The organism is Mycobacterium sp. E740 (assembly GCF_001672895.1).
Taxonomy (GTDB): domain Bacteria; phylum Actinomycetota; class Actinomycetes; order Mycobacteriales; family Mycobacteriaceae; genus Mycobacterium.
In genome coordinates, this window is the sequence record NZ_LZKP01000221.1 from 27,790 (window position 1) to 50,656 (window position 22,867).

Genomic DNA, 22,867 nt, shown 5'->3' on the forward strand with positions numbered 1-22,867 from the left:
CAGTTGTGCGCGGCTCACTGCCCGTGGATGTTCAAACCATGGGCGACGGCGTAGGCCAGCGCTTGATCGACGTCGATCTTGGCGTCGCGCAGGCTCGCGGTCGTCCACAACGTCGCATCCGCGCGGGCACCGCGCAGGTCGGCCTCGTCCAGCCGGAGTTTCTGTACCCGCGCGCCACTGAGATCCGCGCCGCGCAGCACGGCCTTGCGCAGGTCGGCGTCGACGAGCCCGGCCTCGCGCAACCGACACCCGCTCAGATCCGTTCCACGCAAGTCACATCCGCCGAGCACCGCCAGGGTCAGGTCGACGTCGACCAGTGTGAGCGGACGCAGCCGGGCGTCGGTGAACACCGACCCCAACAGGCTGCACTGCCGGAAGGTGCTGTGGTGCAGGGTGGCCCGCTCGAAACGGCAGTTGCGAAATGCGGAGCCGACGTGTTCGGACTCGGTGAGGTCGACGCCGCGGAAGTCGCATTCGTCGAACACCGTCCGTTCGGTGCGCAGCCTGCTGAGGTCCTCGTCCCGAAAGTCGCGGCCGGTGAATTCCTCGTCGATCCAGACCGGTTCGTCGCTGCTCACGCGGTGGTCAGGCTGTCGAGCGCGTACTCGGTGATCGCGATCAACGCCGCCTTGGCGGAGTCCCGGTCGCGAGCGTCCACGGTGATCACCGGGACACGCTCGGGCACCGCCAGCGCCTTGCGCACCGCGGCGACGGGATGCCTTGGTGCGCCGTCGAATTGGTTGATCGCGATGAGGAACGGCAGGCGGCGCGCCTCGAAGAAGTCCACCGCCGCGAAGCTGTCCTGCAGCCGTCGCACGTCGACCAGGATGATCGCCCCGATCGCACCGCGGACGAGGTCGTCCCACATGAACCAGAACCGGCGCTGTCCGGGCGTGCCGAACAGGTACAGCACCAGGTCCTCGGCCAGCGTGATGCGGCCGAAGTCCATGGCCACTGTCGTGGTGTTCTTCTGCGGGGTGGCCTCCAGGCCGTCGACGCCCGCCGACGCTGTGGTCACCAGCGCCTCGGTCCGCAGCGGCATGATCTCCGAGACCGCACCGACGAAAGTCGTCTTGCCCGAGCCGAACCCGCCGGAGACGACGATCTTTGTCGAGGCGGCGCGCCCCGGTGTGTCCGGCGCCCGGCGTTCCTCAAAGTGCCTTGAGGCCACGCAGTGTCCTCCCTATCAGCTCGCGTCGTTCAGCGACGGTGGTCGACTCGCTCAAGGTGTCGCGCACCGCCACATAACCCTGCGCCACCAGATCCCCGATCAGCACGCGCGCCACGCCGAGCGGCAAGGATAAGTTCGCGGCGATCTCGGCGACCGACGGGCGGTCGACGCACACCGCCAGGATCCGGCCCCGTACGTCGCTGTTCGACCAGCGCGCCGGCTCGGGCGGGTCGAGCGTCTCGATCGGCGCCTCCAAGGGTAGGTAGACGCTCGAATCAGTGCGGCCCGCGGTCAGGATGTAAGGCCGGACCAGGCTCGGTTTGGCGACCACGTCACGTTCCCACAACGAGCCGCCGGGTGGGCTGCTCACGAGTGCTGAGGCGCGCGGCGTCGGGCCGACTGGACGACCGTGCCCACCCGTTCCACCAATATCGCCATCTCGTAACCGATTTGGCCGATGTCGCAGTTACGGGTGGCCAGCGTGGCCAGGTTCGAACCGTCGCCGACGCGCATCAACAGCAGGTAGCCGTTCTCCATCTCGACCACCGACTGCAGCACGTGACCGCCGTCGAACAGCTGCGCCGCCCCAGCCGACAGGCTGGCAAGACCGGAGGCCACCGCGGCGAGCTGGTCGGCGCGTTCGGTCGGAATGTGCTCGCTGGCGGCCATCAGCAGGCCGTCGGCGGACACCAAGACGGCGTGGGCCACGCCGGACACGTCGCGGGCGAATCTGGAGACCAGCCAGCCGAGCGAGTCACGCTGCGAGTGGGTCATTCGCTATCTGTTCCTCTGTTGCCGGTGGTCTCCCGCGCACGCGAGCGGCCCGCATGGACCCCGCCGAAGTGGCTGCCGATGCTTGCCCGGACGGCTTCCGGGTCGCGCCGCGGATAGGACGCGGCTGCAGAGGACTCTTGCAGTTCAGCGCCGAATCCAGCCGTCGATGCTGTCTCGTCGTCGGGGTCGGAGTCGTCGGCGGCACCGGGCACCAGGCGGGCGCCGGGATCGCGCATCGGCAGGCCCTCGTCGGTGGTTCGGGTGACCGGTGTCTCGTCGGCGGCGGCGGCGGCCGACCAGCCCCGGTCCCACACCGTCTCCCAGTTCAGGTCCTCGCTGTTGGCGATTTCGGTCGGGTCGACCAGCCACTCCGAGAGCATGCTCTGGTAGATGGCGTCGTCGGAACCGGCCGGCTGCGGCGGTTCGGGTTGTGAGCGTTCCGGCTCGGGTCGGGCGGCGCCCGGCGAGTGCGTCGGCGGCACTCGCGTATCCGAAATTCCGCTGGCGCCCGGGTTGCGCTGCGGCAGCGACGTCTCGGCGGGCTCGGCGGGCTCGTGATGAACGGCCGGTGGAACTTCATTGAGCACCACGGCCGGATCATCGGCGACCTCGAATGCCAACGCCTCTTGCGGCCGGAAGTCCCGATCGGGCTGCCCGCCGCTGTCGAGGAGTTCGACGGGCACGTACACGCCTGCGGTGACACCCGAATTCGGCTCGCCGGCAACGGTACTGCGCAGCCGGACCACCAGCCCGTGCTGCGCCGCGAGGCGGCCGACCACGAACAGCCCCATGTGCCGCGCGGCGTACGGGTCGACCTCCCCGCCGGACTGCAGGCGGCTGTTGGCGACCCGCAGATCGGACTCGGTCATGCCCAACCCGATGTCGCTCACCTCGATCACCAGCCCACCGTTGGCCGCGTGCACCGCGGACACCTGCACCTGCGACACCGGCGGCGAATAGCGCAACGCATTGTCGAGCAGTTCGGCCAGCAGGTGGACGAGGTCGCCGGCGACCGCACCGGTGATCTCGGTGTCGGGCACCGTCGTGGTCACCACGCGGGTGTAGTCCTCGACCTCGGATGCCGCGGCGTCGACGACCGCCGACACCGGCACCGGCTCGACCTGTTCGCGCGGCACCTTCGCACCCGACAACACGAGCAGGTTGGCGCCGTTGCGGCGCATCCGGGCGGCCAGGTGATCCAACTGGAACAGGCGCTGTAGCCGCTCGGGATCCTCCTCGTCGCGTTCCAGCCCATCGATCAGCGACAGCTGCTGGTCGACCAGCGACCGGCTGCGCCGCGAAAGGGTCTCGAACATGTCGCCGATCTGCAGCTGCAGCCGGGACTGTTCGGCGGCCAGCATGACGGCCTGCTCGTGAAGTTCGTCGACCGCGTGCGCGACCTGACCGACTTCCTCGGAGGTGTACACCGGTATCGGCTCGATGTGGGGAGCGTCGTCACCGGCGCGGACTCGTTCGATCTCGTTCGTCAGGTCGTCGTGGGCGACCTTGAGCGCGCTGTCGCGCAGCCGCCGCAGCGGCCGGACCAGTGAGCGCGCCACCAGCGCGACGATCAGCAGCGCGAGCAGGATCGCGCCGCCGACGATGACCGCGTCGCGGATCAGCGCGGTGCGCGCCGCCGCGGCCTTGACCTGAACCGCGGAGGTGACCAACGAGGTCGACTGGTCGATGACCTGTCGCGCGATCCGGTCGGTGACGTCAACCGAGGCGAGCAGTTCGGGGTTGTTGACGAGCGGCACCGCTGGATTGGTCGTCAGCGCCATGCGTTTGACGAACTCGGCTTGAAGTGTCCGTGCGTCCGGCGATCCGACGCCGAGCACCTGGCTCATGCCGAAGAGTGTCGACGGCTCGGTGCCCGCCAGCGCGATCACCGCGGTCCGCAGGTCGGGTTCGGGCAGTTCCGCGCCGCGGGCGAGGGCGAGCCGCTGCATGGTCATCTGGCCACGGGTGCCGATGGCGCGGGACAGACCGAGCGTCTCGGCGCGGATGCGTTCGTCGTCGACGCGGACCGATCCGGTGACAGCGTCCTCGGCGGGCAACAGCAGCAACGCGTAGGCCTGAATCGTGTCGCGCAGTCCGATGCTGTTCGAGGTGACCTTGTCCACCAGTGCCTGGCCGTCGTTGATCATGGTGGTGACGCCCTGGCGGACGTCGGCGGCGACGTCGGTGTCGTCCAACCGGCGCTGCAGTTCGACGCGGCTGGTGTCGAATCCGGTCAGCGCGGACTGCACGTCACCGCCGGTGGACGCCGCCAGCATCGCGCCTTCGAGCGCGGCCATGTAGCCCTCGATGGCGGGCACCATCTCGGCGCGGTCAGCGGCGCGACGCAGATTCGATTCCTCGGTGACGCTGCCGTAGACGCGCAGACCGCCGAACGTGCCGGCCAGGATCAGCGGCACCAGGACGATCGCGAACACTTTCCAACGGACAGGCCAGTTGGACAGTGCCCATCGGGACGGCCGTCGCACCGGTCCTTCAGGGCGCGCGCCTTCGCTGTCGGCCGGTGGTCCCGATTGCAGCAATGGCGCGTCGTTCATGAAGCTTCCTATTGGGTATTACGGGGTATTGCCCTCCCCCGAGGGCGCGCGTTCCGGCCCTGGCAATTGGTCGAGTATGCCAGCGATGAGCAGCGGGTTCCACCATTCTTACCGAACGAACAGAGTTCATAACCGCAGCTCAGAGGCGGTGTGCGAATTCCGAGCAGATATTGGAATGCGTTTGTGACGCGCGGCTCACGCCGACCGCAGGACCGCGACGAGGAACTCGGATTCTTCGGTGAACGGCCGCAGATCCCAGGTGGACAACAGCAGGTCGGGAACGAGGCCGGCGGCTTGCGCATGGCCGAAGAACTCGGCGAACTCGTAACCACGCCCGGCGCCGAAGCCGATCACCGCCCGGCCGTCGTCCCGGAGATGCGCGCGCAGCCGGGACAACACCTGCCCGCGAGTGCTCGGGGCGAGAAACGTCATGACGTTGCCGGCCGAGACGATCACGTCGAACGGCTCGGCGATCCCACGCGCGGGCAGGTCGAGTTCGGCGAGATCACCGACGAGCCAGCGGGGTCCGGGATGGTCCTGTTCAGCTGCCTCGATGAGCGCCGGGTCGACGTCGACGCCGACGACGCGGTGACCGGCCGCGGCCAGGTGACCGCCCAGCCGGCCGGGGCCGCAACCCGCATCGAGGATGTGGGCGCCGCGCGGAACCATCGCGTCGACCATGCGCGCCTCCCCGGCGAGGTCCTCACCGGCGCGGGCCATGCAGCGAAAGCGCTCGATGTACCACTGCGAATGCCCGGGATCCATCGCGACCTTCTGCATCCAGAGGCTCTGCGCGACCATGCGAGCATTATCGCAAGAGCACTCTCGCGCCGAGAGGTCACACTTGTTCAGATTGATGTTCTACTCGCCACGCATCGCGCCCAACACCGGTAACGCGATCCGGATGGTCGCGGCCACGGGTTGTGAACTGCATCTGGTCGAGCCGCTGGGGTTCGACCTGTCCGAGCCGAAACTGCGCCGCGCCGGACTGGATTACCACGACCTGGCATCGGTGACCGTGCACCGCGACCTGGCGACCGCGTGGGCCGCGCTGGCACCCGATCGTGTCTTCGCGTTCACCGCGCACGCGACAACGTCGTTCGCCGAGGTCGAGTACAAGACGGGCGATGTGCTGATGTTCGGGCCTGAACCGACCGGCTTGGACGCGGCGACGTTGGCCGACCCGCACATCACCGCACAGCTGCGGATCCCGATGCTGGCCGGCCGGCGCTCGCTGAACCTGTCGAACGCCGCCGCGGTCGCGGTGTACGAGGCGTGGCGGCAGCACGGGTTCAGCGGCGCGCTCTGAACGTCACCACGTATTGAAGTGCGCGACCTGCTCGACCGGCAGACGTTTGGCGGGACGGAAATCGGTGCCCTTGGTGTAGGCGATCGGGAACAGACCGCCCTGGCTGTACTGCTCGTGCGGAATGCCGAGCACTTCGGCGGCCAGTTTTTCGCCCTTGCCCAGCAGATGCAACGTCGTCCACGCGGAGCCCAGCCCCCGCGAACGCAACGCGAGCATGTAACTCCACGCCGCTGGGAGCAGGGAGCCCCAGAAGCCGGCGCTCATGCCGGCGGGCGCGCCGTCGGGCCGGCCCTCTAGGCACGGGATGAGCATCCACGGCACCTCGTGGAGGTGATCGTTAAGATACTTCGCTGACTCAGTGACCCGCGGGCGTTGCTCATCGCGCGCATCGCCGAATTCGGGTTTGGGTGCGTCGAGATAGGGCGTCGCGTTGTGCCGGTAGATGTCGGCGAGCGCCTTCTTCTTCTCGGGGTCGTCGACGAACACCCACTGCCAGCCCTGCGCGTTCGATCCCGTCGGCGCCTGGACCGCGAGCTCGAGACATTCCAGCAGCACCTCGCGCGGCACCGGCTTGTCCAGATCGAGCCGCTTACGTACCGAACGGGTGGTGGTCAGGACTTCGTCGACGGACAGGTTCAGGGTCATTTCCCGAGACTACAGTCGCCTCATGGCAGTCGAATTCACGCAAGAAGTGGCCGACAGGCTCTCCTCCGACAAACACGGCTGGCTGACCACTGTGGCGAAATCCGGCCAGCCCGTACCGCGGTTGGTGTGGTTCTACTTCGACGGGACGGACATCTACGTCTATACCGAGCCCGGCGCCGCCAAAGTCCGACACCTCAGGGCGCATCCGCGGGTCAGCCTAAACCTCGACTCCGACGGCAACGGCGGCGGGGTCATCGCTGTCGGCGGCCCGGCGACCGTCGACGCCGAAGACGCTAATCCGTTGGAAGACACCAGGTATCGCGCAAAATACGGGGAGTACGCGGCCAGCCTCGGTTTCAGCGACGAGTTCCTCGCGGCCTACCACACGCGGCTGAAGATCAGCATCGACAAGGTGTGGACCACGCCGACCGCGGGCTAGCGGAAGTCGCGGGACTTGGAGCCGATCGCCAAGGTCAGCCTGGCCATCTTCTCCGCGACGACGGTGACGGCTCCGGTCGCGTTCTGCAGCTGACCGCGGATCAGCAACGCCGGCGCCGTCTGCGCCAACTTGCGGTGCCTCGCCCACACCCCGCGTGAGCAGATGATGTTGACCATGCCGGTCTCGTCCTCGAGGTTGAGGAAGGTGGCGCCCTGCGCTGTCGCCGGCCGTTGCCGGTGCGTGACCGCCCCGGCCACCAGCACCCGGGAACCGTCGCGGACGTCGAGCAACCCCGCCGCCGGAACCACCCCGATGGCGTCGAGATCCTCCCGTAGGAACTGCGTCGGGTAACTGTCCGGTGAGACGCCGGTCGCCCACACGTCGGCGGCAGCCAGTTCCAGTTCGGTCATCCCGGGCAGCGACGGCACGTGCGACGACGCGCCCACCCCGGGCAGCCGGTCGGGCCGTTGCGTGGCCGCCGCCCCCGCCGCCCACAGCCCTTCGCGCCGATCGATGTCGAAACAACCGAGCGCCCCCGCGGTGGCCAGCGCCTCGGTCTGCGGCACCGACAGCTGCACCCGCTGGGTCACGTTCAGCAGAGAGGTGAACGCCCCGTTGGCTTTTCGGTCGTCGACGATCTGCTCGGCCAGCTCGTCGCCGATGTGCCGCACCGCGCCGAGGCCCAGGCGCACCTCGGTGCCGCCGTTTTCCAGGGTGGCGTGCGCCACGCTGGCGTTGACGTCCGGCCCGTGCACGGTGACCCCGTGCCTGCGGGCGTCGGCCACCAGCGTCTGCGGCGAGTAGAAACCCATCGGCTGGGCCCGCAGCAGCGCGGCGCAGAACGCGGCTGGGTGGTGCAACTTGAACCACGACGAGTAGAACACCAGCGACGCGAAGCTCAGCGAATGGCTCTCGGGGAAGCCGAAATTCGCGAACGCCTCCAGTTTCTCGTAGATACGGTCGGCGGTTTCGCCGGTGATGCCGTGGCGCTGACGCATGCCGTCGTAGAACCTGCCCCGCAGCCGGCGCATCCGCTCGGTCGAGCGTTTGGAGCCCATCGCCCGGCGCAACTGGTCGGCCTCGGCGGCGGAGAACCCCGCGCAGTCCACCGCGAGCTGCATGAGCTGCTCCTGAAACAGCGGCACGCCCAGCGTCTTGTGCAACGCCGGCTCCATCGACGGATGCTCGTAGGTGACGGGCTCTTCCCCGTTGCGCCGCTTGATGTATGGATGCACCGAGCCGCCCTGGATCGGGCCGGGCCGGATCAGCGCGACCTCGACCACCAGGTCGTAGAACACGCGAGGCTTGAGCCGGGGCAGGGTGGCCATCTGGGCGCGCGACTCCACCTGGAACACCCCGACGGAGTCGGCCTTCTGCAGCATCTCGTACACCGCGGGTTCGGACAGGTCCAGTTGCGCCAGGTCGACGTCGATGCCCTTGTGCTCGCGCACCAGGTCGATGCAGTAGTGCAGCGCCGAGAGCATGCCGAGGCCGAGCATGTCGAACTTCACCAGACCGATTGCCGCACAGTCGTCTTTGTCCCACTGCAGCACGCTGCGGTTCTCCATCCGCGCCCACTCCACCGGGCACACGTCGGCGATGGGCCGGTCGCAGATCACCATGCCGCCGGAGTGAATACCCATGTGCCGCGGCAGGTTGGAGATCTGCGTGGCCAGGTCGATCACCGGTTCGGGAACGTCCTCGACGTGGGTCGCCTCGCTGAGGCTGCCCCACTGTCCGAGTTGCTTGCTCCACGCGTCCTGTTGACCTTGCGAGAAGCCGAGCGCGCGGGCCATGTCGCGGACCGCGCTGCGGCCGCGGTAGGTGATCACATTGGCGACCTGGGCGGCATAGTCGCGGCCGTATCGGTCGTAGACGTACTGAATCGCCTTCTCCCGCAGGTCCGATTCGATGTCGATGTCGATGTCGGGCGGCCCGTCGCGCGCCGGGGACAGGAACCGCTCGAACAGCAGCTCGTTGGCGACGGGATCGACGTTGGTGACCCCGAGCGCATAGCAGACCGCGGAGTTGGCCGCCGATCCCCTGCCCTGAGCCAGGATGCCGTTCTCCCTGCAGAACCGGGTGATGTCGTGGACGACGAGGAAGTATCCCGGAAACGTCAGCTGCTCAATGACTTTCAGCTCATGATCGATCTGGGCGTAGGCCCGCGGCGCGCGCTGCGGCGGGCCGTACCGCCGGAGCGCGCCTTCCATCACCAGCTGCCGCAGCCAACTGTCTTCGGTGTGGCCGGCGGGAACGTCGAACGGCGGTAACTTCGGCGCGATCAGCGCGAGCCCGAACGCACACTGCTCGCCGAGGTCGGCAGCGGCGGTCACCGCCTCGGGGTGATCGGAGAACAGGCGCGCCATCTCCGTACCCGAGCGCAGGTGCGAACCGCCCAGCGGCGCAAGATAACCGGCGGCTTCGTCCATCGAGTGCCGGGCGCGGATCGCTCCCATCGCCATGGCCAGCCGACCTCGCGACGGCTCGGCGAAGTGGGCGGCAGTGGTGGCGACGACGCTGAGGCCGAAGCGCGGAGCCAGGCCGGCCAGCGTGGCGTTGCGCTCGTCGTCGCACGGATGCCCGTGATGGGTGAGCTCGACGCTGACCCGGTCGCGGCCGAACCGGTCGACCAGGTCGGCCAACGCGCGACCGGCCGCGTCCGGGCCGCCCTCGGCAAGCGCTTGGCGGACATGGCCTTTACGGCAGCCGGTGAGAATGTGCCAGTGTCCGCCCGCCGCTTCGGTCAGCGCGTCGTAGTCGTAACGCAGTTTGCCCTTCTCGCCACCGGCCAGGTGCGCCTTGGCGAGTTCACGCGACAGCCGCCGGTAACCCTCAGGGCCGCGGGCCAGCACCAGCAGATGCGGCCCGGGCGGGTCGGGATCCTCGGTCCGGTCGCCCCCGCCCAGGGACAGCTCGGCGCCGAACACCGTCGACATCTGCAGTTCCTTGGCGGCTTCGGCGAAGCGCACCACTCCGTAGAGGCCGTCGTGGTCGGTGAGCGCGATCGCCCGCAGATCGAGTCGGACTGCCTCCTCGACGAGTTCCTCCGGCGTGCTGGCCCCGTCGAGGAAGCTGTAGGCCGAGTGCGCGTGCAGCTCGGCGTACGGGACCTCCGACACCGGCCGGTCGACGTCGGCCGCCTCGTACGCGCCGCGCTTGCGCGACCAGGCCGGGCTGTCGCCGCCGTCACCGATCTGCTCATCGATAGGCCAACCGGCGCGGCGCGGCTTGCCCGGCTCGATCAACCGACCGGAGAGCACCCGCTCCATCTCCGACCAGCTTGGCGGTCCGGTGTGCCAACCCACGTACACAGTGTATCGAACAAGCGTTCGATACGGGTCGGCCGGCCTAAATGTCTGGCGGGTCGGGGTCGGTGTGGAGAAGTTCCTCGGGGTGGTGAGCGTGGTTGATCTCCGCCGGTCGAGTTCCGTCGGTCCAGGCGAGTCGCCCCGCCTCGGTGACCTCGGTGCGCCAGTGACCGTCGGTGACCAGCTTGTGGTCGGGCCCGCAGGCAAAGAACAGCATGTCGGCGTTCGTGGCTCCGCCGTCAGCCCAGTCGGGGCAGTGGTGCACCTCGCTGTGGTACCCCGGCGCAGTGCAGTTCGGCCGCGTGCACCCGCCGTCGCGCGCATAGCAGACGATGCGCTGATCGGCGGTCGCCACCCGCTTCTGCCGACCCAGATAGATCGGGCGCTCGCTGTGGTCGTCGAACACGGCCAGGTAGTGGATGCCGTCGGCGGCCATACGGATCAGGTCGCGCATCGGGAGCGCGGTGTCCCCGCCGGTACGCGCCGGGCCCGGCATCGACACCATCGGATCGATCACGGCGTGGGCGGCCTGGTCGAGCTCGGCCAACGTGGTGCGTGCGATCACCGTGACCGCATGCCCGCGGTGCGCACCCAGCCCTCCCGAGGCGATCCCCGCCTTGAGACCCAACTTGATGCCGTCGTGACAGCGTTGCGCCGCGCTTCGCTCGTCGCGCACCTCTTCGGTGGTGCCGTCGGGCAGATGCCGGCCCGGACGCACTGCCGCAGCGACGGCCTCGACGTAGCAGCGAGTCTCCGGATCCACATAGCCGGACAACCGCGACATTCCGTCGCGGCCCTGGCGGCCCAGCGTCAGCCCACGCCGGCGCTCCCGGTCCTTCTCGTCGTAGTGCCCGTCGGGATTGAAGATCTCATCGATTTTCCGGGCCACCTGCCGCAACACCTCGGCGTCGTTCTTCGACGCCTCCCGCACCAGGCTGGTCTGCACCTCGGTCCGGTCCTGCTCAGATGTGTTCGACGGCAACTTCTTCAACGCTTCCTCGATGACCCGCAGGTGATCGTCACCGATCACGCCCTGTTCGACAGCCTCGGCGAGCACCGGCAATTCCGGCGGCAGCGGCGGACCGGTCAGAGACCGGCGCGGCCGGATCAACTCGGCCACCTTGACCCGACGCCGAATCTCGTTGGGAGCGATACGGACCCGCGCCCAGATCTTGTCCGTCCAGCCCGGAGCCGGACCGGCCTCGTCGGGCGGGCGCGCCAATTCGCCGAACACCCGATACATCAGCCCGCGGTTGGTGCGCTGCTGGTGCTCGAACCGTTCGGCCATCGCCAGCCGGAACCCGGTGCCCACCTCGTCTGAAGACAACTGCCGCAGTTCGGCGTAGGCGTCGTCCACACGATCGAGGAGCACGCCGATACGCTCGCGTGCCACTTGACCGGTAACGAATTCGCCCACATCGCAATGCTATTCACCCGGCACGCCCCGGACGCTCCCCTGCAGCCGATCTGTGGATGAATTCCAGCTTGGGGATGAAATTCCGTAGGTGTCGGTGCGCCGTGGTAAACGGCAAGCGGCCAGATGACCGTCAGTCCCGGTATTCGGCGGCGCCGTCCTCCAGCACCAGGCGGGCGTTCGACCCGTCGGGCTCGGCGGCCTCTGTGCGGAACACCGCGCGGCCGGCCTCGGTCCGCCAGATCGACGTCGTGAGGGTCTCACCGGGAAACACCGGCGAGGTGAACCTGGCGTCGATCGCGCTGACCTTCGTCGCGTCACCGCCTCCGAGCTCGGCGACCAGCGCGCGCCCCGCGACGCCATAACTGCACAGCCCGTGCAGGATCGGCTTGGGAAAGCCGGCCAACTCGCGGGCGAACCACGGATCGCTGTGCAACGGGTTGCGATCGCCCGACAGCCGGTAGATCAACGCCTGGTCCTCACGCGTCGGCAACGCGATCCGCGCATCCGGTTCCCGGTCGGGGATCTCCGGCGCGGCGGGCCGCTGGCCCGGTTGCCCGCCGAAGCCGCCCTCGCCGCGGATGACCGCCGTGGTGAACGTCTCTGCGACGACGTTCGACGTGTCCGGGTCGGTACCCGTCGCCTTGAGCATGACGATGGCGTTCTTGCCCTCGCCCTTGTCCTGGATGTCGGCGACCTCGGCGACCACGCTGAGCTTGCCGGCGGGCTTCAACGGTTCGTGCAGCCGGATTCCCTGCGAGCCGTGCAGCAGCATCGCGAAGTTGAACGAACCGATCATCGCCGCCGCCGCGAACGGCAGGCAAGCGATCACCGCGTAGGTGGGCAGCACCTGCTGTTCGATGTCGTGGCTGTTCTCGGTGGTGAACGCGAGATCGGCGGTGCCCGCCCCGACGCCCAGCGCGTACAGCAGGGTGTCTCGGTCGGTCCAGTGGAACAACTGCGGGTCGGTCTTGGCGCCGATGGCGTTGGGGTCGAGTGGCATACCCGGACGATATCCGCTTCGTCACCGGGCATTGACGTTTCCCGGGTGGGGGGCCACGATGACTCGCATGCGCTATGTCGTTACCGGCGGTACCGGGTTTATCGGACGACGCGTGGTGTCGCAACTACTGGCCCGTGACGCCGACGCAAAGGTGCTGGTGTTGGTCCGCCGCGGTTCGCTGTCCCGCTTCGAACGGCTGGCGGCGGCATGGGGTGATCGTGCGAAACCGCTGGTCGGCGACCTGAGGGCGCCGGACCTCGGGCTGGCATCCGACACGATCGCCGAACTGGGCGAAGTCGACCACGTCGTGCATTGCGGCGCCGTCTACGACATCACCGCCTCCGACGCCGCCCAGCGCGCCGCCAACGTCGACGGGGCTCGCGCGGTGATCGAGGTGGCGAAACGGCTCGACGCGACGCTGCACCACGTGTCCTCGATTGCGGTCGCGGGCACCTTCCGCGGCGAGTTCACCGAGGACGACTTCGACGTCGGCCAGGAGTTGCCGACGCCGTATCACCAGACAAAGTTCGAGGCCGAGTCGCTCGTGCGGTCGGCGCCCGGGTTGCGCTACCGGATCTACCGGCCCGCGGTCGTCGTCGGCGATTCGCGCACCGGCGAGATGGACAAGGTCGACGGACCGTACTACTTCTTCCCGATGCTGGCGAAGCTTTCCAGGCTGCCGTCGATCACCCCGATCGCACTGCCCGACACCGGCCGCAGCAACCTCGTCCCGGTCGACTTCGTGGTCGACGCGCTCGTCGCGTTGATGCACCTACCGGACCGCGACGGCCAGACCTTCCATCTCACCGCTCCGAAAACCGTTGGGCTGCGCGGTATTTACTGCGGTGTGCGCCGGGCGGCCGGGCTGCCGCCGTTACGCGCCTCGCTGCCGCGCTCCACCGTCACACCCTTCCTCAAGGTCAGCGGCCGGGCGAAAGTCGTGCGCAACATGGCGGCGACCCAGCTCGGCGTGCCCGGTGAAGTCCTCGACGTCGTCGACCTGATGCCGACGTTCACCGCCGAACGTACCGCGGAAGCGTTGCGAGACAGCGGCATCAAGGTCCCGGAGTTCGCCGACTACGCACCCGCGCTGTGGCGGTTCTGGGCCGAGCACCTCGATCCGGACCGGGCGCGGCGCGACGATCCGGCCGGACCGCTGGTGGCCAAGCACGTGATCATCACCGGCGCGTCAAGCGGAATCGGGCGCGCGTCGGCCATCGCGGTCGCCGAGCGTGGCGCAACGGTGTTCGCCTTGGCGCGCAACGCCGATGCCCTCGACGAACTGGTCGCCGAGATCCGCGCCGCCGGTGGTAGGGCGCACGCGTTCACTTGCGACGTCACCGACTCGGATTCTGTCGACAGCACCGTGAAGGACATTCTCGGCCGGTTCGACCACGTCGACTATCTGGTGAACAACGCCGGACGCTCCATCCGCCGGTCGGTGGTCGCGTCGACCGATCGGCTGCACGACTACGAGCGCGTGATGGCGGTCAACTACTTCGGGGCGGTGCGCATGGTGCTCGCGCTGCTGCCGCATTGGCGCGAACGGCGATTCGGCCATGTGGTCAACGTGTCGAGCGCGGGCGTGCAGGCACGCAACCCGAAGTACAGCTCGTACCTGCCGACCAAGGCGGCGCTCGACGCGTTCGCCGATGTGGTCGCGACCGAGACGCTGTCGGACCACATCACGTTCACCAACATCCACATGCCGCTGGTGCGGACGCCGATGATCGTGCCGTCGCGCCGGCTCAACCCGGTCCCGGCGATCAGCGCCGAGCACGCCGCGGCGATGGTCGTGCGCGGCCTGGTCGACAAGCCCGCCCGGATCGACACACCGCTGGGCACCCTCGCCGACTTCGGCAACTACTTCACCCCGAAACTCTCGCGACGGGTCCTGCACCAGCTTTACCTCGGCTATCCGGACTCCGCGGCGGCCCGTGGCGAAGCGTCCGCGGCGGCTAGGCCCGCCGGCTCCCGGCGCCCGAGGCGCCCCGCGCGCACGGTGCCGGCACTGCGGGTTCCGCGGCCGGTCAAGGCAGCGGCGCGGCTGGTGCCGGGCGTGCACTGGTAACAGCCTGCTGGCCTATCGTTGGCGGAGTGACACAGCCTGTCTTCGTCGACGTCGACACCGGCGTCGACGACGCGATGGCGCTGACGTACCTGTTCGCCAGCGCCGACGCCGAGGTGGTGGGAATCGCCTCCACCGCGGGAAACGTTCCGGTACAACAGGTTTGCCGCAACAATCTGGGCCTGCTGGAGCTGTGCCGGATGCCGCCGATCCCGGTTGCCAAGGGTTCCGAACAGCCCTTGAGCGCGCCCTTGCGCACCGCCGAGGACACGCACGGACCCGAAGGATTGGGTTATGCGCGGTTGCACCCGACCGAGCGGCAAGTCACCGGCTATGACGCCGCAGAGGCGTGGGTGCGAGCGGCGCACGCGTATCCGGGTGAACTGGCCGCGATCGCGGTCGGCCCGCTCACCAATTTGGCGTTGGCGATGCGTAGAGAACCCGCGCTGCCGAAACTGTTGCGCCGGTTGGTCGTCATGGGCGGCGCCTTCGACTACCGGGGCAACACCACACCGGTGGCGGAGTGGAACATCAGCGTGGATCCGGAAGCCGCCACCGAGGTGTTCACCGGATGGACCGCGGCCTGGGACGACGGCCAGCCGGCGCATCTGCCGATCGTGTTGGGACTGAACCTGACCGAGCACATCGCGATGACACCGGCGTTGTTGAACCGGCTTGCGTCGGAGGCGGGCGCTACGTCCGTGGCCATGAGCGTGTCGGATGACCGCGGCGCCAGGTCCTCGTGCTCCAACCCGCTGATCGCGGTGCTCGAGGACGCGATGCGGTTCTACTTCGAATTTCATTTCGATCAGGGCGAGGGCTATCTGGCACATCTGCACGACCCGTTGGCCGCGGCGGTGGCGCTGGATCCCGACCTGGTCACGTGCCGGGCGACCACCGTGGACGTCGAGTTGACGGGCACACTCACCCGCGGCATGACCATCGCGGACTGGAGCAACCGTTGGGGCCGGGAACCCAACGCGCTCATCGGCATTGACGTCGAGCCGGGCGCGTTCTTCGACCGCTTCATCGCGCGCGTGGGCGCATTCGCGTACCGCCTGGGCTAAAGGACGACCGAGACCACGACGGCCAGGAACAACAACAGGAAGATCACGATCGCGATGACGCTCGCGACGGCGGTCGGCGTCCACCGGCGCCGCGGCGGCGATTCGACCGCGCCCACGCCGGCCGTCTGGTCGGAGTCCGGCGGCGTCGACCCGGGTGCCACTCCGCCACCGGGCTCGAGGTCGGGCGTGTCGGCCGGGTCGGGATCTGGCGGAATGGCGGTCATCAGTAGGCAAGTACCCGGTCATACGGTCGTCACTCATAAATCCCTTCGACGTACCAGCGGCGCTGGCGGTAACACAGCAGCAAGGCCTGTCCGGGTGGGCCGTCGCGGGACCCTCCGTCGAGCAGCACCTGCGCCCGCGCCGTACGTCCGGATTTGCGGCCGGACGAAGCTGGTTGGGGATCCCACCACCGCTCGTCGACCGGCCACGGTCCTGCCCACCAGGCCAACCTGCCTGCCTTGACGGTCTTGCCGGGTGCGGTCAGTCGCGATGGATCGGCGGAGAACAGGCCGCGGGCGGTCACCCGCACCGGACGGCCGTCGGCGTCGAACAACTCGACCGGATCGTCGAGCAGCACCGTCGGCGACGGGTCGGGCAGTTGACCGGGCCACGGCTGACCAGGATCGGCCCGCGGCACGGGCTCATCGCCCAGCGGGGTGAGCGTGATGCGTTCGGCGGGCCCTCGGCCACCGCTGAGCACCGCCACCTGCACCGCCTCCGGCCCGAGCAGCCCCTGCACGCGCACCAGCGCGCGACGGGCCCGCAATCGATCCTCCTCGCCCACGCCACCCCACAGCGGCAGCTGCAGCGCTTCGGCCGACACCACCTCCACCGGACGCAACCGGATCACCGTGATGGGGGCAGTGGGCCGGTCGTTGGGGTTGCGCCTGTTCAGCCAGCCGTCGAGTTGCCAGCGCACCCGGTCGGCGGTTGCATCCTCGGTGAGCGGCTCGGCGCAGCGCCAAACCCGTTCCAGCTCTTGCCCGCTGGCGGTGACGGCGCGGATGGCCAGGCGAGTACACCCCACTCCGGAGGCCGCCAGGCTGCGGTGCAGGTCCGATGCCAGCGAGCGCCCGGCGAACGCCGCCGCGTCCACCCGCTCGATCGGTGGGTCGCAGTCCATGACGGCGTCGAGTTCGGGTTCGGGTTCGCGGCCTGACGGACCCCGGGCGGGCTCGCCGCGGGCGAACTGGTGCGCGGCCACCGCATCGGCCCCGAACCGGGACGCGACGTCGCTGCGGGACAGCCCGGCGAACTGCCCGATACTGCGAATCCCCATGCGCCACAGCAGATCCGCGAGGTCTTCCCGGCCGGGTGCGGCCAGGCTGGGCTCGGCGGCCAGTTGACGGATCGACAGCGCCGACAGAAACGGCGCGTCCTGTCCGGGCTCGACGATCCGCCCCGCCCGCGCGGCGAACACCGCGGTGGGCAACTGGTCGGCGACACCGACCTGGCACTCGGCACCGGCGGCGGCCACCGCGTCGACCAACCGCTCAGCGGCGGCTTGTTCGGACCCGAAGTAGCGCGCCGCGCCGCGGACCGCCAACACCAGCAGACCCGGCCGCAACACCTCGGCCCGCGGCACCAGGTCGTCCACGGCGAGCGTCACGCCCTCGAAATGGCGGGCATCGCGCGCCGGGTCGGCGGTGGCCACGTGCAGTTCCGGACACCGCGCCTGCGCCTCCCGCCGGCGCAACCCTCGACGCACCCCTGCCGATCGGGCCGCCGCCGAACACGCGATCACCCGGTTGGCCAGCGTGACCGCAATCGGCGCGGTCGACGGCAGGTCGGCTGCGGCCGCCGCGGCGACGGCCGGCCAATCCATGCACCAGATGGCGAGGACGCGCGTCGCGCTCATACCGCACGCACTGCTCTTCCCTTGGCCCGCATCGCCAGCCGCACCCGGCCGATGCGGCCGAACCCCGGGCGGCCGTGACCGGTGATCTCGTAACCGCACACCCTGGCCTCCAACCGGGCCGACGCTCCCTGCCAGTCACCGTCGGTCACCAGCAGGGTGCATCCCTTCTGCCGCGCCCGGGCAACCACCGCCCGCGCCCGGGTGGCCGGCACCGACCGTCCGCCCAGGCCGAGCACGACCAGATCCATACCGTCCATCAGCACGGCAGCGACCTCGACCGGGTCGACGCCGGGTTCCGGGATGACCGCGATCCGGCTCAGGTCGGCGCCCATCTCCACGGCCGCCAGCAGGCCGACGTCGGGTTGGCCGACGATCGCAGCGTGTCCACCCTGCGCCGTCACCTCCGACACGATGCTCAGTGGCAGCGACCGGGCTCCCGTCACCACCGCCACCGACCCGCGCGGCAACGGCCCCAGTTCGGTGAGGGTTTCGGGCGTCGGCAGCAAACTTTCCGAGGCTGGCAGCTGCTCGGCCGAAGAAGCCATGCCACGGCGGCCACCCCCCACCTTGCCCGATACCGCCGCCATCTTGCGACGCAGGTGTTCTACCTGCTCAGCGCGGGTAAGCTGACGCTGATCGAGGCCCATCGCTGCTGTCACAACAGCACCTCCCGCATCGTCTGCCCCAATGGCTTTTCGAATGTATGTTCGATGCCCTGAGTAAACACCTCCCCACCGACAAGCGTCAAGCGGTTCAGGCTGCGTGAGCACGGTGCACGCCGAGGCAATGATCAATGTGGACATTGACAAATGTCACCAATCGGTGCTGCACTGAAGCGATGCTCACCGAAGAGCCGGTCCTGCCTCCGCGCGGTTCGCTGCGCGCCCGCACTGCGGCCGCCGTCAGCAGCGTGACCCTGCGCCAGATCAGCGCCGTCCTTCCCCCGGAACAGCCATGGGGACTGTGGCTCTCGCGCCAGATCGTGGCCCGGATCATGGACACCTTCGGCCCCTCACTGGCCGGGGCCAGCGCGCACACCGTCGACACCCACACCTCCGACGGCAGGCGACTCCGAGGCGAATGGGTTTACGGCGCAGGCGTTGACCGCCACACCGACAGCGTCATCTACTTCGTGCACGGCAGCGGCTACGCCCTGTGCTCACCGCGCACGCACCGCCGCCTCACCGCATGGCTGTCGACGCTCACCGGCCTTCCGGTGTTCAGCGTCGACTACCGGCTCGCACCGCGGCACCGCTTCCCCACCGCCTCCGATGACGTCCGCACCGGCTGGGACTGGTTGACCGGCGACAACGGACTGGCACCCGAGCACACCGTCATCGCCGGTGACTCCGCAGGCGGACACTTGGCCGTCGACCTGCTTTTGCAGCCGGAGATCCCGCATCCGGCGGCGCTGGTGCTGCTGTCGCCGGTGCTGGACCTGACGTTCGAACTGGCCCGCACGCGCGAGCGGCTGCGCCGCGATCCCGCCATCCGTTCGCGCGACGCCGCGCGGCTCATCGGCTTGTATTGCACGGGAACCGATTCCGCTCACCCTCGGCTGAAGCTCGACGTCGCGGCCGGACGCGCGCTGCCACCGACACTGGTCCAGGCCGGTGGGGCCGAGATGTTGGCCGCCGACGCGATCGCGCTGGCCGATGCCATCCGCGCCGCAGGCGGCGACTGCGACCTCGAAGTGTGGCCGGACCAGGTGCACGTCTTCCAGGCGCTGCCACGGTTGACACCCGAGGCGGCTCCGGCGATGCGCCGCATCTCCGCCTTCGTCGCAGACGCTCTGCGCCACAATGACATCGACCTGGCCGCGGGGTGACCCGATGATCTTCGGACCCAAGCGCAGTCGCAACGCAGCAGCCGTCATCACCGGTGCAGGCAGCGGCATCGGCGCTGCCTTCGCCGTCGAACTCGCCAAGCGCGGCGGCCGGGTGGTGTGCAGCGACATCAACGAGGCGTCGGCCCAGAACACCGCCGAGGCGATCAAAGACAAAGGCGGACAAGCGACCTCGATCCGCTGTGATGTCACGCGGATCGAGGACGTAGCCGCCCTGGCCGACGAAGCACAATCCTGGTTCGGCGACTCGCCGACGGTGGTGATCAACAACGCCGGCGTCGGCGCGGGCGGCCTGCCGATCGGCGAGGTCAGCCTGGACGACTGGCGCTGGGTGCTCGACATCAACCTTTGGGGTCCGATCCACGGCTGCCACGTGTTCGCGCCGATCCTGCGCGACGCCGGGTACGGCGGCATCATCAACGTCGCCTCGGCCGCCGCCTTCGGCGCCGCGCCTGGGATGGCGGCCTACAACGTCAGCAAGGCGGGCGTGCTGTCGCTTTCGGAGACGCTGGCCGCCGAACTCAGCGGCACCGGCGTGCACGTCACGGCGCTGTGCCCGACGTTCGTCAAGACCAACATCGTCGAGTCCGGCCGCATTTCGGCCAAGTCCACCCAGTTGGCCGACCGGCTGATGCGCTGGACCGGCTTCGACCCCGGCCGGGTTGCGCGGACCTGCCTCGACACCATGGACCGCGGCGGCTTCTACTGCATGCCGCAACCGGATGCCCGAATCGGCTGGGGCATCAAACGATTCACCCCGACGGTGTACACCCGGGCCGTCGGGCTCACCAACCGCGTCACCACCTAGGAGGTTCGCATGGCCCCCAAGACGAAGATCGACATGGACGCAATGCTGGCCAAGATCAAGGACAAACAGTGGGCGCTGGCCGACATCGACTGGGACGCTCCGGGCGCCGAGATGATCACCGACGAGCAGCGCCCGAAGCTCAAGGCCTTCATGGCCGACCTGTGCTGGATCGAGAACATCGGTGCACGCGGGTTCGCGGCGCTGGCCAAGAAAGCACCGACACCGACGATCGCCGAGATCTACCGCTACTTCCATGCCGAGGAGCAACGGCACGCCAACGCCGAACTGGCGCTGATGAAGCGCTGGGGCATGCTCGAAGACGGCGAGGTTCCCGAGCCGAACGTCAACATCCGGCTGGCCATCGACTGGCTCGACCGCTGGGCGGACGACATGCCGCTGTCCCTGCTGGGCACGGTCATTCCGATGCTCGAAGTCGCGCTCGACGGCGCGCTGTTGAAGTTCCTGCTCGACGAGGTGCAGGACCCGGTGTGCCACAAGGTCTTCGAGAAGATCAACAACGACGAGTCCCGGCATCTCGTGGTCGACTTCGAGGTGCTCGACATGATCGGGCACGCCCGGATCCGACGGCTGCTGATCGACTTCGTCGGCCACAACGCCACTCCCGGGCTCATCATCGGCGCGGTCATGGGCGCACCGCTGATCAACCGGATCCGCAACGAGATCGTCGCCATGGGCATGGAGCCGGAGCGGTTGTATCGGGCGGTCAAGAGGTTCAAGGAGCTCGGCGACCGAGGCGAACACACCAACCGGGTACCGACATACCGCTTCCTGAGGCGCTACGCCGGCGTCGTCACGAACCCGAGGCACCCGTACCATCTGCTGGCCAATTCCATGGTGTGGCTGTCCGATCGGTATCCGCGGCCGTTGCTCCCGGCGGTGCCGAGCTGGGTCAAGGAGGTCACCCATGAACCGGCGGCCTGACATGGACATCCACGACACGCTGATCGTCGGTGCCGGCTTCACCGGCATCGGCGCGGCGATCAAACTCTCGGAGGCCGGCGTCGAGGACTTCGTGATCCTCGAGCGCAGCGACCGTGTCGGCGGCACCTGGCGCGACAACACCTACCCCGGTGCGGCATGCGACATTCCGTCGCTGCTGTATTCGTTCTCGTTCGCAAAGAATCCCCGATGGTCACGGTCCTACTCGCCGGGTGAGGAGATCCGGGCCCACATCGAGGACCTGGTCGACGATTTCGGTCTGCGCCACCGCATCCGGTTCGGGGTGGAGGTCAATGGCCTGCACTTCGACGAGACCGACGGTGTGTGGACAGTGAAAACCACAGGGCGCAAGAAGTTTCGGGCCCGCACCGTGGTCCTGGCGTCCGGGCCGCTGCCCGACCACAAGTGGCCCGAGATCCGCGGCCTGGACACCTACGAGGGTCACAAGATCCACAGCGCGCGCTGGGATCACGACTACGACTTCACCGGCAAGCGGGTGGCCGTCGTCGGCACCGGCGCCAGCGCGGTGCAGATCGTGCCCGAGCTGGTGAAGAAGGCCGACTTCGTCAAGGTCTTCCAGCGCACGCCGGGGTGGGTGCTGCCCCGCCTGGACATCGCTACTCCCCCCGCGGCGCAGACTCTGTTCGCGAAAGTGCCTGCCGCGCAGGAGATCGCGCGCCAGGCGTTGTTCTGGGGTCACGAGCTGACTGCGACGGCGCTGGTGTGGGACACCCCACTCACCGGCCTGGTGGCCCGCCTCGGTAAGGCGCACCTTCGGTTGCAGGTCAAGGATCCGTGGCTGCGGCGTCAGCTCACGCCGGACTTCACCCCGGGCTGTAAGCGGATGTTGATGTCCAGCGACTACTACCCGGCGCTGCAGCGCGACAACTGCAAGCTCATCGACTGGCCGATCGCCACCATGAGCCCCGTGGGCATCCGCACCAGCGACGGCATCGAACACCACCTCGACTGCGTGGTTTTCGCCACCGGCTACGACGTCCACCTGACCGGACCGCCGTTCGATGTGACGGGTATCGGGGGCCGCTCACTGAGCGACGACTGGGCCGGCGGCGCTGCTGCCTACAAGAGCGTGAACGCGCACGGCTATCCGAATTTGTTCTTCATGACAGGTCCGAACTCCGGCCCGGGGCACAACTCGTTGCTGGTCTACGTCGAGGGCCAACTCGACTACACGGTGCGGGCGATCACCACGATCCTGCGTGAGCAACTGCGCTATCTCGACGTGCGCGAAGACGTCCAGCAGCGCTACAACCACCGCATCCAGCAGCGGCTGAGAAGGACCACGTGGATGTCGGGGTGCAGCAGCTGGTACCTGACCGCCGACGGGTTCAACGCGTCGATGTACCCGGGCTTCGCGACCCAGTATCTTCGACAGATGCGGGACTTCCGATTGGACGACTACGTCGCGGTCGCACGCGAGGCGAAACCAGCCGCGGTCACGACACCGGCCTGATGTGACTGCGCGACAGCCCCGACCGCAGGCGGGCCCGATCTCGGCGATCCTCAACGGGTTACGGCGCGCACCGCAGCGGGTGCGCCGCGGCTCTCGCGACGTCGTCGAGACCGCCGTCTCGCAACTGTTCGACGCCGCCGTCCAACCGCATGGTGTCGAGCA

The 22,867-nt window shown here is 68.6% G+C and carries 21 protein-coding genes and 1 pseudogene; 9 read left to right on the forward strand and 13 right to left on the reverse strand.

Annotated elements, in window-relative coordinates; all coding sequences use genetic code 11:
* Positions 1–14 precede the first annotated feature (14 nt).
* The 6 genes from A5663_RS21370 to A5663_RS21395 form a co-directional block, all read right to left on the reverse strand.
* The gene (locus A5663_RS21370) at positions 15–578 is read right to left on the reverse strand and encodes a pentapeptide repeat-containing protein (RefSeq protein WP_068153729.1); all 564 of its coding nucleotides are present in this window, start codon (positions 576–578) and stop codon (positions 15–17) included.
* The gene (locus tag A5663_RS21375) at positions 575–1,171 is read right to left on the reverse strand and encodes an ATP/GTP-binding protein (RefSeq protein ID WP_068153730.1); all 597 of its coding nucleotides are present in this window, start codon (positions 1,169–1,171) and stop codon (positions 575–577) included. Before A5663_RS21375 ends, A5663_RS21370 begins: the two co-directional genes overlap by 4 nt.
* Positions 1,152–1,541 carry a DUF742 domain-containing protein gene (locus tag A5663_RS21380; protein ID WP_197503520.1) on the reverse strand — a complete coding sequence of 130 codons (390 nt, stop codon included), beginning with the start codon at positions 1,539–1,541 and terminating at the stop codon, positions 1,152–1,154. Before A5663_RS21380 ends, A5663_RS21375 begins: the two co-directional genes overlap by 20 nt.
* Entirely contained in the window at positions 1,538–1,945 is a 408-nt protein-coding gene (locus tag A5663_RS21385; RefSeq protein WP_068153731.1) for a roadblock/LC7 domain-containing protein, read from the reverse strand. Before A5663_RS21385 ends, A5663_RS21380 begins: the two co-directional genes overlap by 4 nt.
* Positions 1,942–4,500 carry an ATP-binding protein gene (locus A5663_RS21390; RefSeq protein ID WP_082974311.1) on the reverse strand — a complete coding sequence of 853 codons (2,559 nt, stop codon included), beginning with the start codon at positions 4,498–4,500 and terminating at the stop codon, positions 1,942–1,944. Before A5663_RS21390 ends, A5663_RS21385 begins: the two co-directional genes overlap by 4 nt.
* Positions 4,501–4,695: 195 nt before the next feature.
* The gene (locus tag A5663_RS21395; protein WP_068153732.1) at positions 4,696–5,301 is read right to left on the reverse strand and encodes a bifunctional 2-polyprenyl-6-hydroxyphenol methylase/3-demethylubiquinol 3-O-methyltransferase UbiG; all 606 of its coding nucleotides are present in this window, start codon (positions 5,299–5,301) and stop codon (positions 4,696–4,698) included.
* A 43-nt stretch (positions 5,302–5,344) separates the two neighbouring features.
* Here A5663_RS21395 and A5663_RS21400 point away from each other — a divergent pair, with 43 nt between their 5' ends.
* Complete coding sequence (locus A5663_RS21400; RefSeq protein ID WP_068153733.1) at positions 5,345–5,809, forward strand: tRNA (cytidine(34)-2'-O)-methyltransferase; 465 nt, start codon at positions 5,345–5,347, stop codon at positions 5,807–5,809.
* Between the two features lie 3 nt (positions 5,810–5,812).
* Here A5663_RS21400 and A5663_RS21405 read toward each other — a convergent pair whose 3' ends face one another.
* Positions 5,813–6,454, reverse strand: coding sequence for a nitroreductase family protein (locus A5663_RS21405; RefSeq protein ID WP_068153734.1), 642 nt, complete (start codon positions 6,452–6,454; stop codon positions 5,813–5,815).
* A 22-nt stretch (positions 6,455–6,476) separates the two neighbouring features.
* Between A5663_RS21405 and A5663_RS21410 the strand changes: the two genes are divergently transcribed.
* Positions 6,477–6,893, forward strand: coding sequence for a TIGR03667 family PPOX class F420-dependent oxidoreductase (locus tag A5663_RS21410; protein ID WP_068153735.1), 417 nt, complete (start codon positions 6,477–6,479; stop codon positions 6,891–6,893).
* Here A5663_RS21410 and A5663_RS21415 read toward each other — a convergent pair.
* The 3 genes from A5663_RS21415 to A5663_RS21425 all read right to left on the reverse strand — a co-directional run bounded on the left by A5663_RS21415 (position 6,890) and on the right by A5663_RS21425 (position 12,621).
* Positions 6,890–10,201 (reverse strand): error-prone DNA polymerase, encoded by a 3,312-nt coding sequence (locus tag A5663_RS21415; protein WP_068153751.1) that lies wholly within the window; start codon positions 10,199–10,201, stop codon positions 6,890–6,892. The two genes, A5663_RS21410 and A5663_RS21415, sit on opposite strands and share 4 nt — an antisense overlap.
* Positions 10,202–10,244: 43 nt before the next feature.
* On the reverse strand, positions 10,245–11,621 hold the full coding sequence (locus A5663_RS21420; RefSeq protein ID WP_068153736.1) for a 13E12 repeat family protein: 1,377 nt from the start codon (positions 11,619–11,621) through the stop codon (positions 10,245–10,247).
* Between the two features lie 130 nt (positions 11,622–11,751).
* The gene (locus A5663_RS21425) at positions 11,752–12,621 is read right to left on the reverse strand and encodes a MaoC family dehydratase (RefSeq protein WP_068153737.1); all 870 of its coding nucleotides are present in this window, start codon (positions 12,619–12,621) and stop codon (positions 11,752–11,754) included.
* Between the two features lie 67 nt (positions 12,622–12,688).
* On the opposite strand from A5663_RS21425, the gene A5663_RS21430 reads away from it, so the two are divergent.
* A complete protein-coding gene (locus A5663_RS21430) occupies positions 12,689–14,692 on the forward strand; it encodes an SDR family oxidoreductase (protein WP_197503522.1) in 2,004 nt (667 codons plus the stop codon).
* A gap of 26 nt (positions 14,693–14,718) precedes the next feature.
* Positions 14,719–15,756, forward strand: a complete 1,038-nt coding sequence (locus tag A5663_RS21435; protein WP_068153739.1) for a nucleoside hydrolase — start codon at positions 14,719–14,721, stop codon at positions 15,754–15,756.
* On the opposite strand, the gene A5663_RS21440 is transcribed toward A5663_RS21435, so the two are convergent.
* Genes A5663_RS21440 through A5663_RS21450 form a run of 3 tightly spaced genes read right to left on the reverse strand, consistent with a single transcriptional unit; the run spans position 15,753 to position 18,276 of the window.
* Entirely contained in the window at positions 15,753–15,980 is a 228-nt protein-coding gene (locus tag A5663_RS21440; protein ID WP_068153740.1) for a DUF6480 family protein, read from the reverse strand. The two genes, A5663_RS21435 and A5663_RS21440, sit on opposite strands and share 4 nt — an antisense overlap.
* Positions 15,981–16,009: 29 nt before the next feature.
* Positions 16,010–17,617, reverse strand: a complete 1,608-nt coding sequence (locus A5663_RS21445; RefSeq protein WP_068153741.1) for a DNA polymerase Y family protein — start codon at positions 17,615–17,617, stop codon at positions 16,010–16,012.
* A complete protein-coding gene (locus A5663_RS21450; protein WP_369816685.1) occupies positions 17,614–18,276 on the reverse strand; it encodes a hypothetical protein in 663 nt (220 codons plus the stop codon). Before A5663_RS21450 ends, A5663_RS21445 begins: the two co-directional genes overlap by 4 nt.
* 179 nt (positions 18,277–18,455) lie before the next feature.
* Here A5663_RS21450 and A5663_RS21455 point away from each other — a divergent pair, with 179 nt between their 5' ends.
* The 5 genes and pseudogenes from A5663_RS21455 to A5663_RS23690 all read left to right on the forward strand — a co-directional run.
* Complete coding sequence (locus tag A5663_RS21455; RefSeq protein ID WP_068153743.1) at positions 18,456–19,445, forward strand: alpha/beta hydrolase; 990 nt, start codon at positions 18,456–18,458, stop codon at positions 19,443–19,445.
* 4 nt (positions 19,446–19,449) lie between these two features.
* Complete coding sequence (locus A5663_RS21460) at positions 19,450–20,271, forward strand: SDR family oxidoreductase (RefSeq protein WP_068153744.1); 822 nt, start codon at positions 19,450–19,452, stop codon at positions 20,269–20,271.
* Positions 20,272–20,280: 9 nt separating this feature from the next.
* Positions 20,281–21,213 carry a reductase gene (locus tag A5663_RS21465; RefSeq protein WP_068153745.1) on the forward strand — a complete coding sequence of 311 codons (933 nt, stop codon included), beginning with the start codon at positions 20,281–20,283 and terminating at the stop codon, positions 21,211–21,213.
* On the forward strand, positions 21,197–22,705 hold the full coding sequence (locus tag A5663_RS21470) for an NAD(P)/FAD-dependent oxidoreductase (RefSeq protein ID WP_068153746.1): 1,509 nt from the start codon (positions 21,197–21,199) through the stop codon (positions 22,703–22,705). Before A5663_RS21465 ends, A5663_RS21470 begins: the two co-directional genes overlap by 17 nt.
* 1 nt (position 22,706) lies before the next feature.
* Positions 22,707–22,867 (forward strand): annotated as a pseudogene (locus A5663_RS23690) (MerR family transcriptional regulator); the annotation flags it as partial.

What these genes read in the sequence shown, in the direction of transcription:
- A5663_RS21385 (WP_068153731.1), bottom strand. Translation starts at nt 1,945, where the DNA reads ATGACCCACTCGCAGCGTGACTCGCTCGGCTGGCTGGTCTCCAGATTC.
- A5663_RS21390 (WP_082974311.1), bottom strand. Translation starts at nt 4,500, where the DNA reads ATGAACGACGCGCCATTGCTGCAATCGGGACCACCGGCCGACAGCGAA.
- A5663_RS21395 (WP_068153732.1), bottom strand. Translation starts at nt 5,301, where the DNA reads ATGGTCGCGCAGAGCCTCTGGATGCAGAAGGTCGCGATGGATCCCGGG.
- A5663_RS21405 (WP_068153734.1), bottom strand. Translation starts at nt 6,454, where the DNA reads ATGACCCTGAACCTGTCCGTCGACGAAGTCCTGACCACCACCCGTTCG.
- A5663_RS21410 (WP_068153735.1), top strand. Translation starts at nt 6,477, where the DNA reads ATGGCAGTCGAATTCACGCAAGAAGTGGCCGACAGGCTCTCCTCCGAC.
- A5663_RS21425 (WP_068153737.1), bottom strand. Translation starts at nt 12,621, where the DNA reads ATGCCACTCGACCCCAACGCCATCGGCGCCAAGACCGACCCGCAGTTG.
- A5663_RS21430 (WP_197503522.1), top strand. Translation starts at nt 12,689, where the DNA reads ATGCGCTATGTCGTTACCGGCGGTACCGGGTTTATCGGACGACGCGTG.
- A5663_RS21440 (WP_068153740.1), bottom strand. Translation starts at nt 15,980, where the DNA reads ATGACCGCCATTCCGCCAGATCCCGACCCGGCCGACACGCCCGACCTC.
- A5663_RS21445 (WP_068153741.1), bottom strand. Translation starts at nt 17,617, where the DNA reads ATGAGCGCGACGCGCGTCCTCGCCATCTGGTGCATGGATTGGCCGGCC.
- A5663_RS21455 (WP_068153743.1), top strand. Translation starts at nt 18,456, where the DNA reads ATGCTCACCGAAGAGCCGGTCCTGCCTCCGCGCGGTTCGCTGCGCGCC.
- A5663_RS21460 (WP_068153744.1), top strand. Translation starts at nt 19,450, where the DNA reads ATGATCTTCGGACCCAAGCGCAGTCGCAACGCAGCAGCCGTCATCACC.
- A5663_RS21465 (WP_068153745.1), top strand. Translation starts at nt 20,281, where the DNA reads ATGGCCCCCAAGACGAAGATCGACATGGACGCAATGCTGGCCAAGATC.
- A5663_RS21470 (WP_068153746.1), top strand. Translation starts at nt 21,197, where the DNA reads ATGAACCGGCGGCCTGACATGGACATCCACGACACGCTGATCGTCGGT.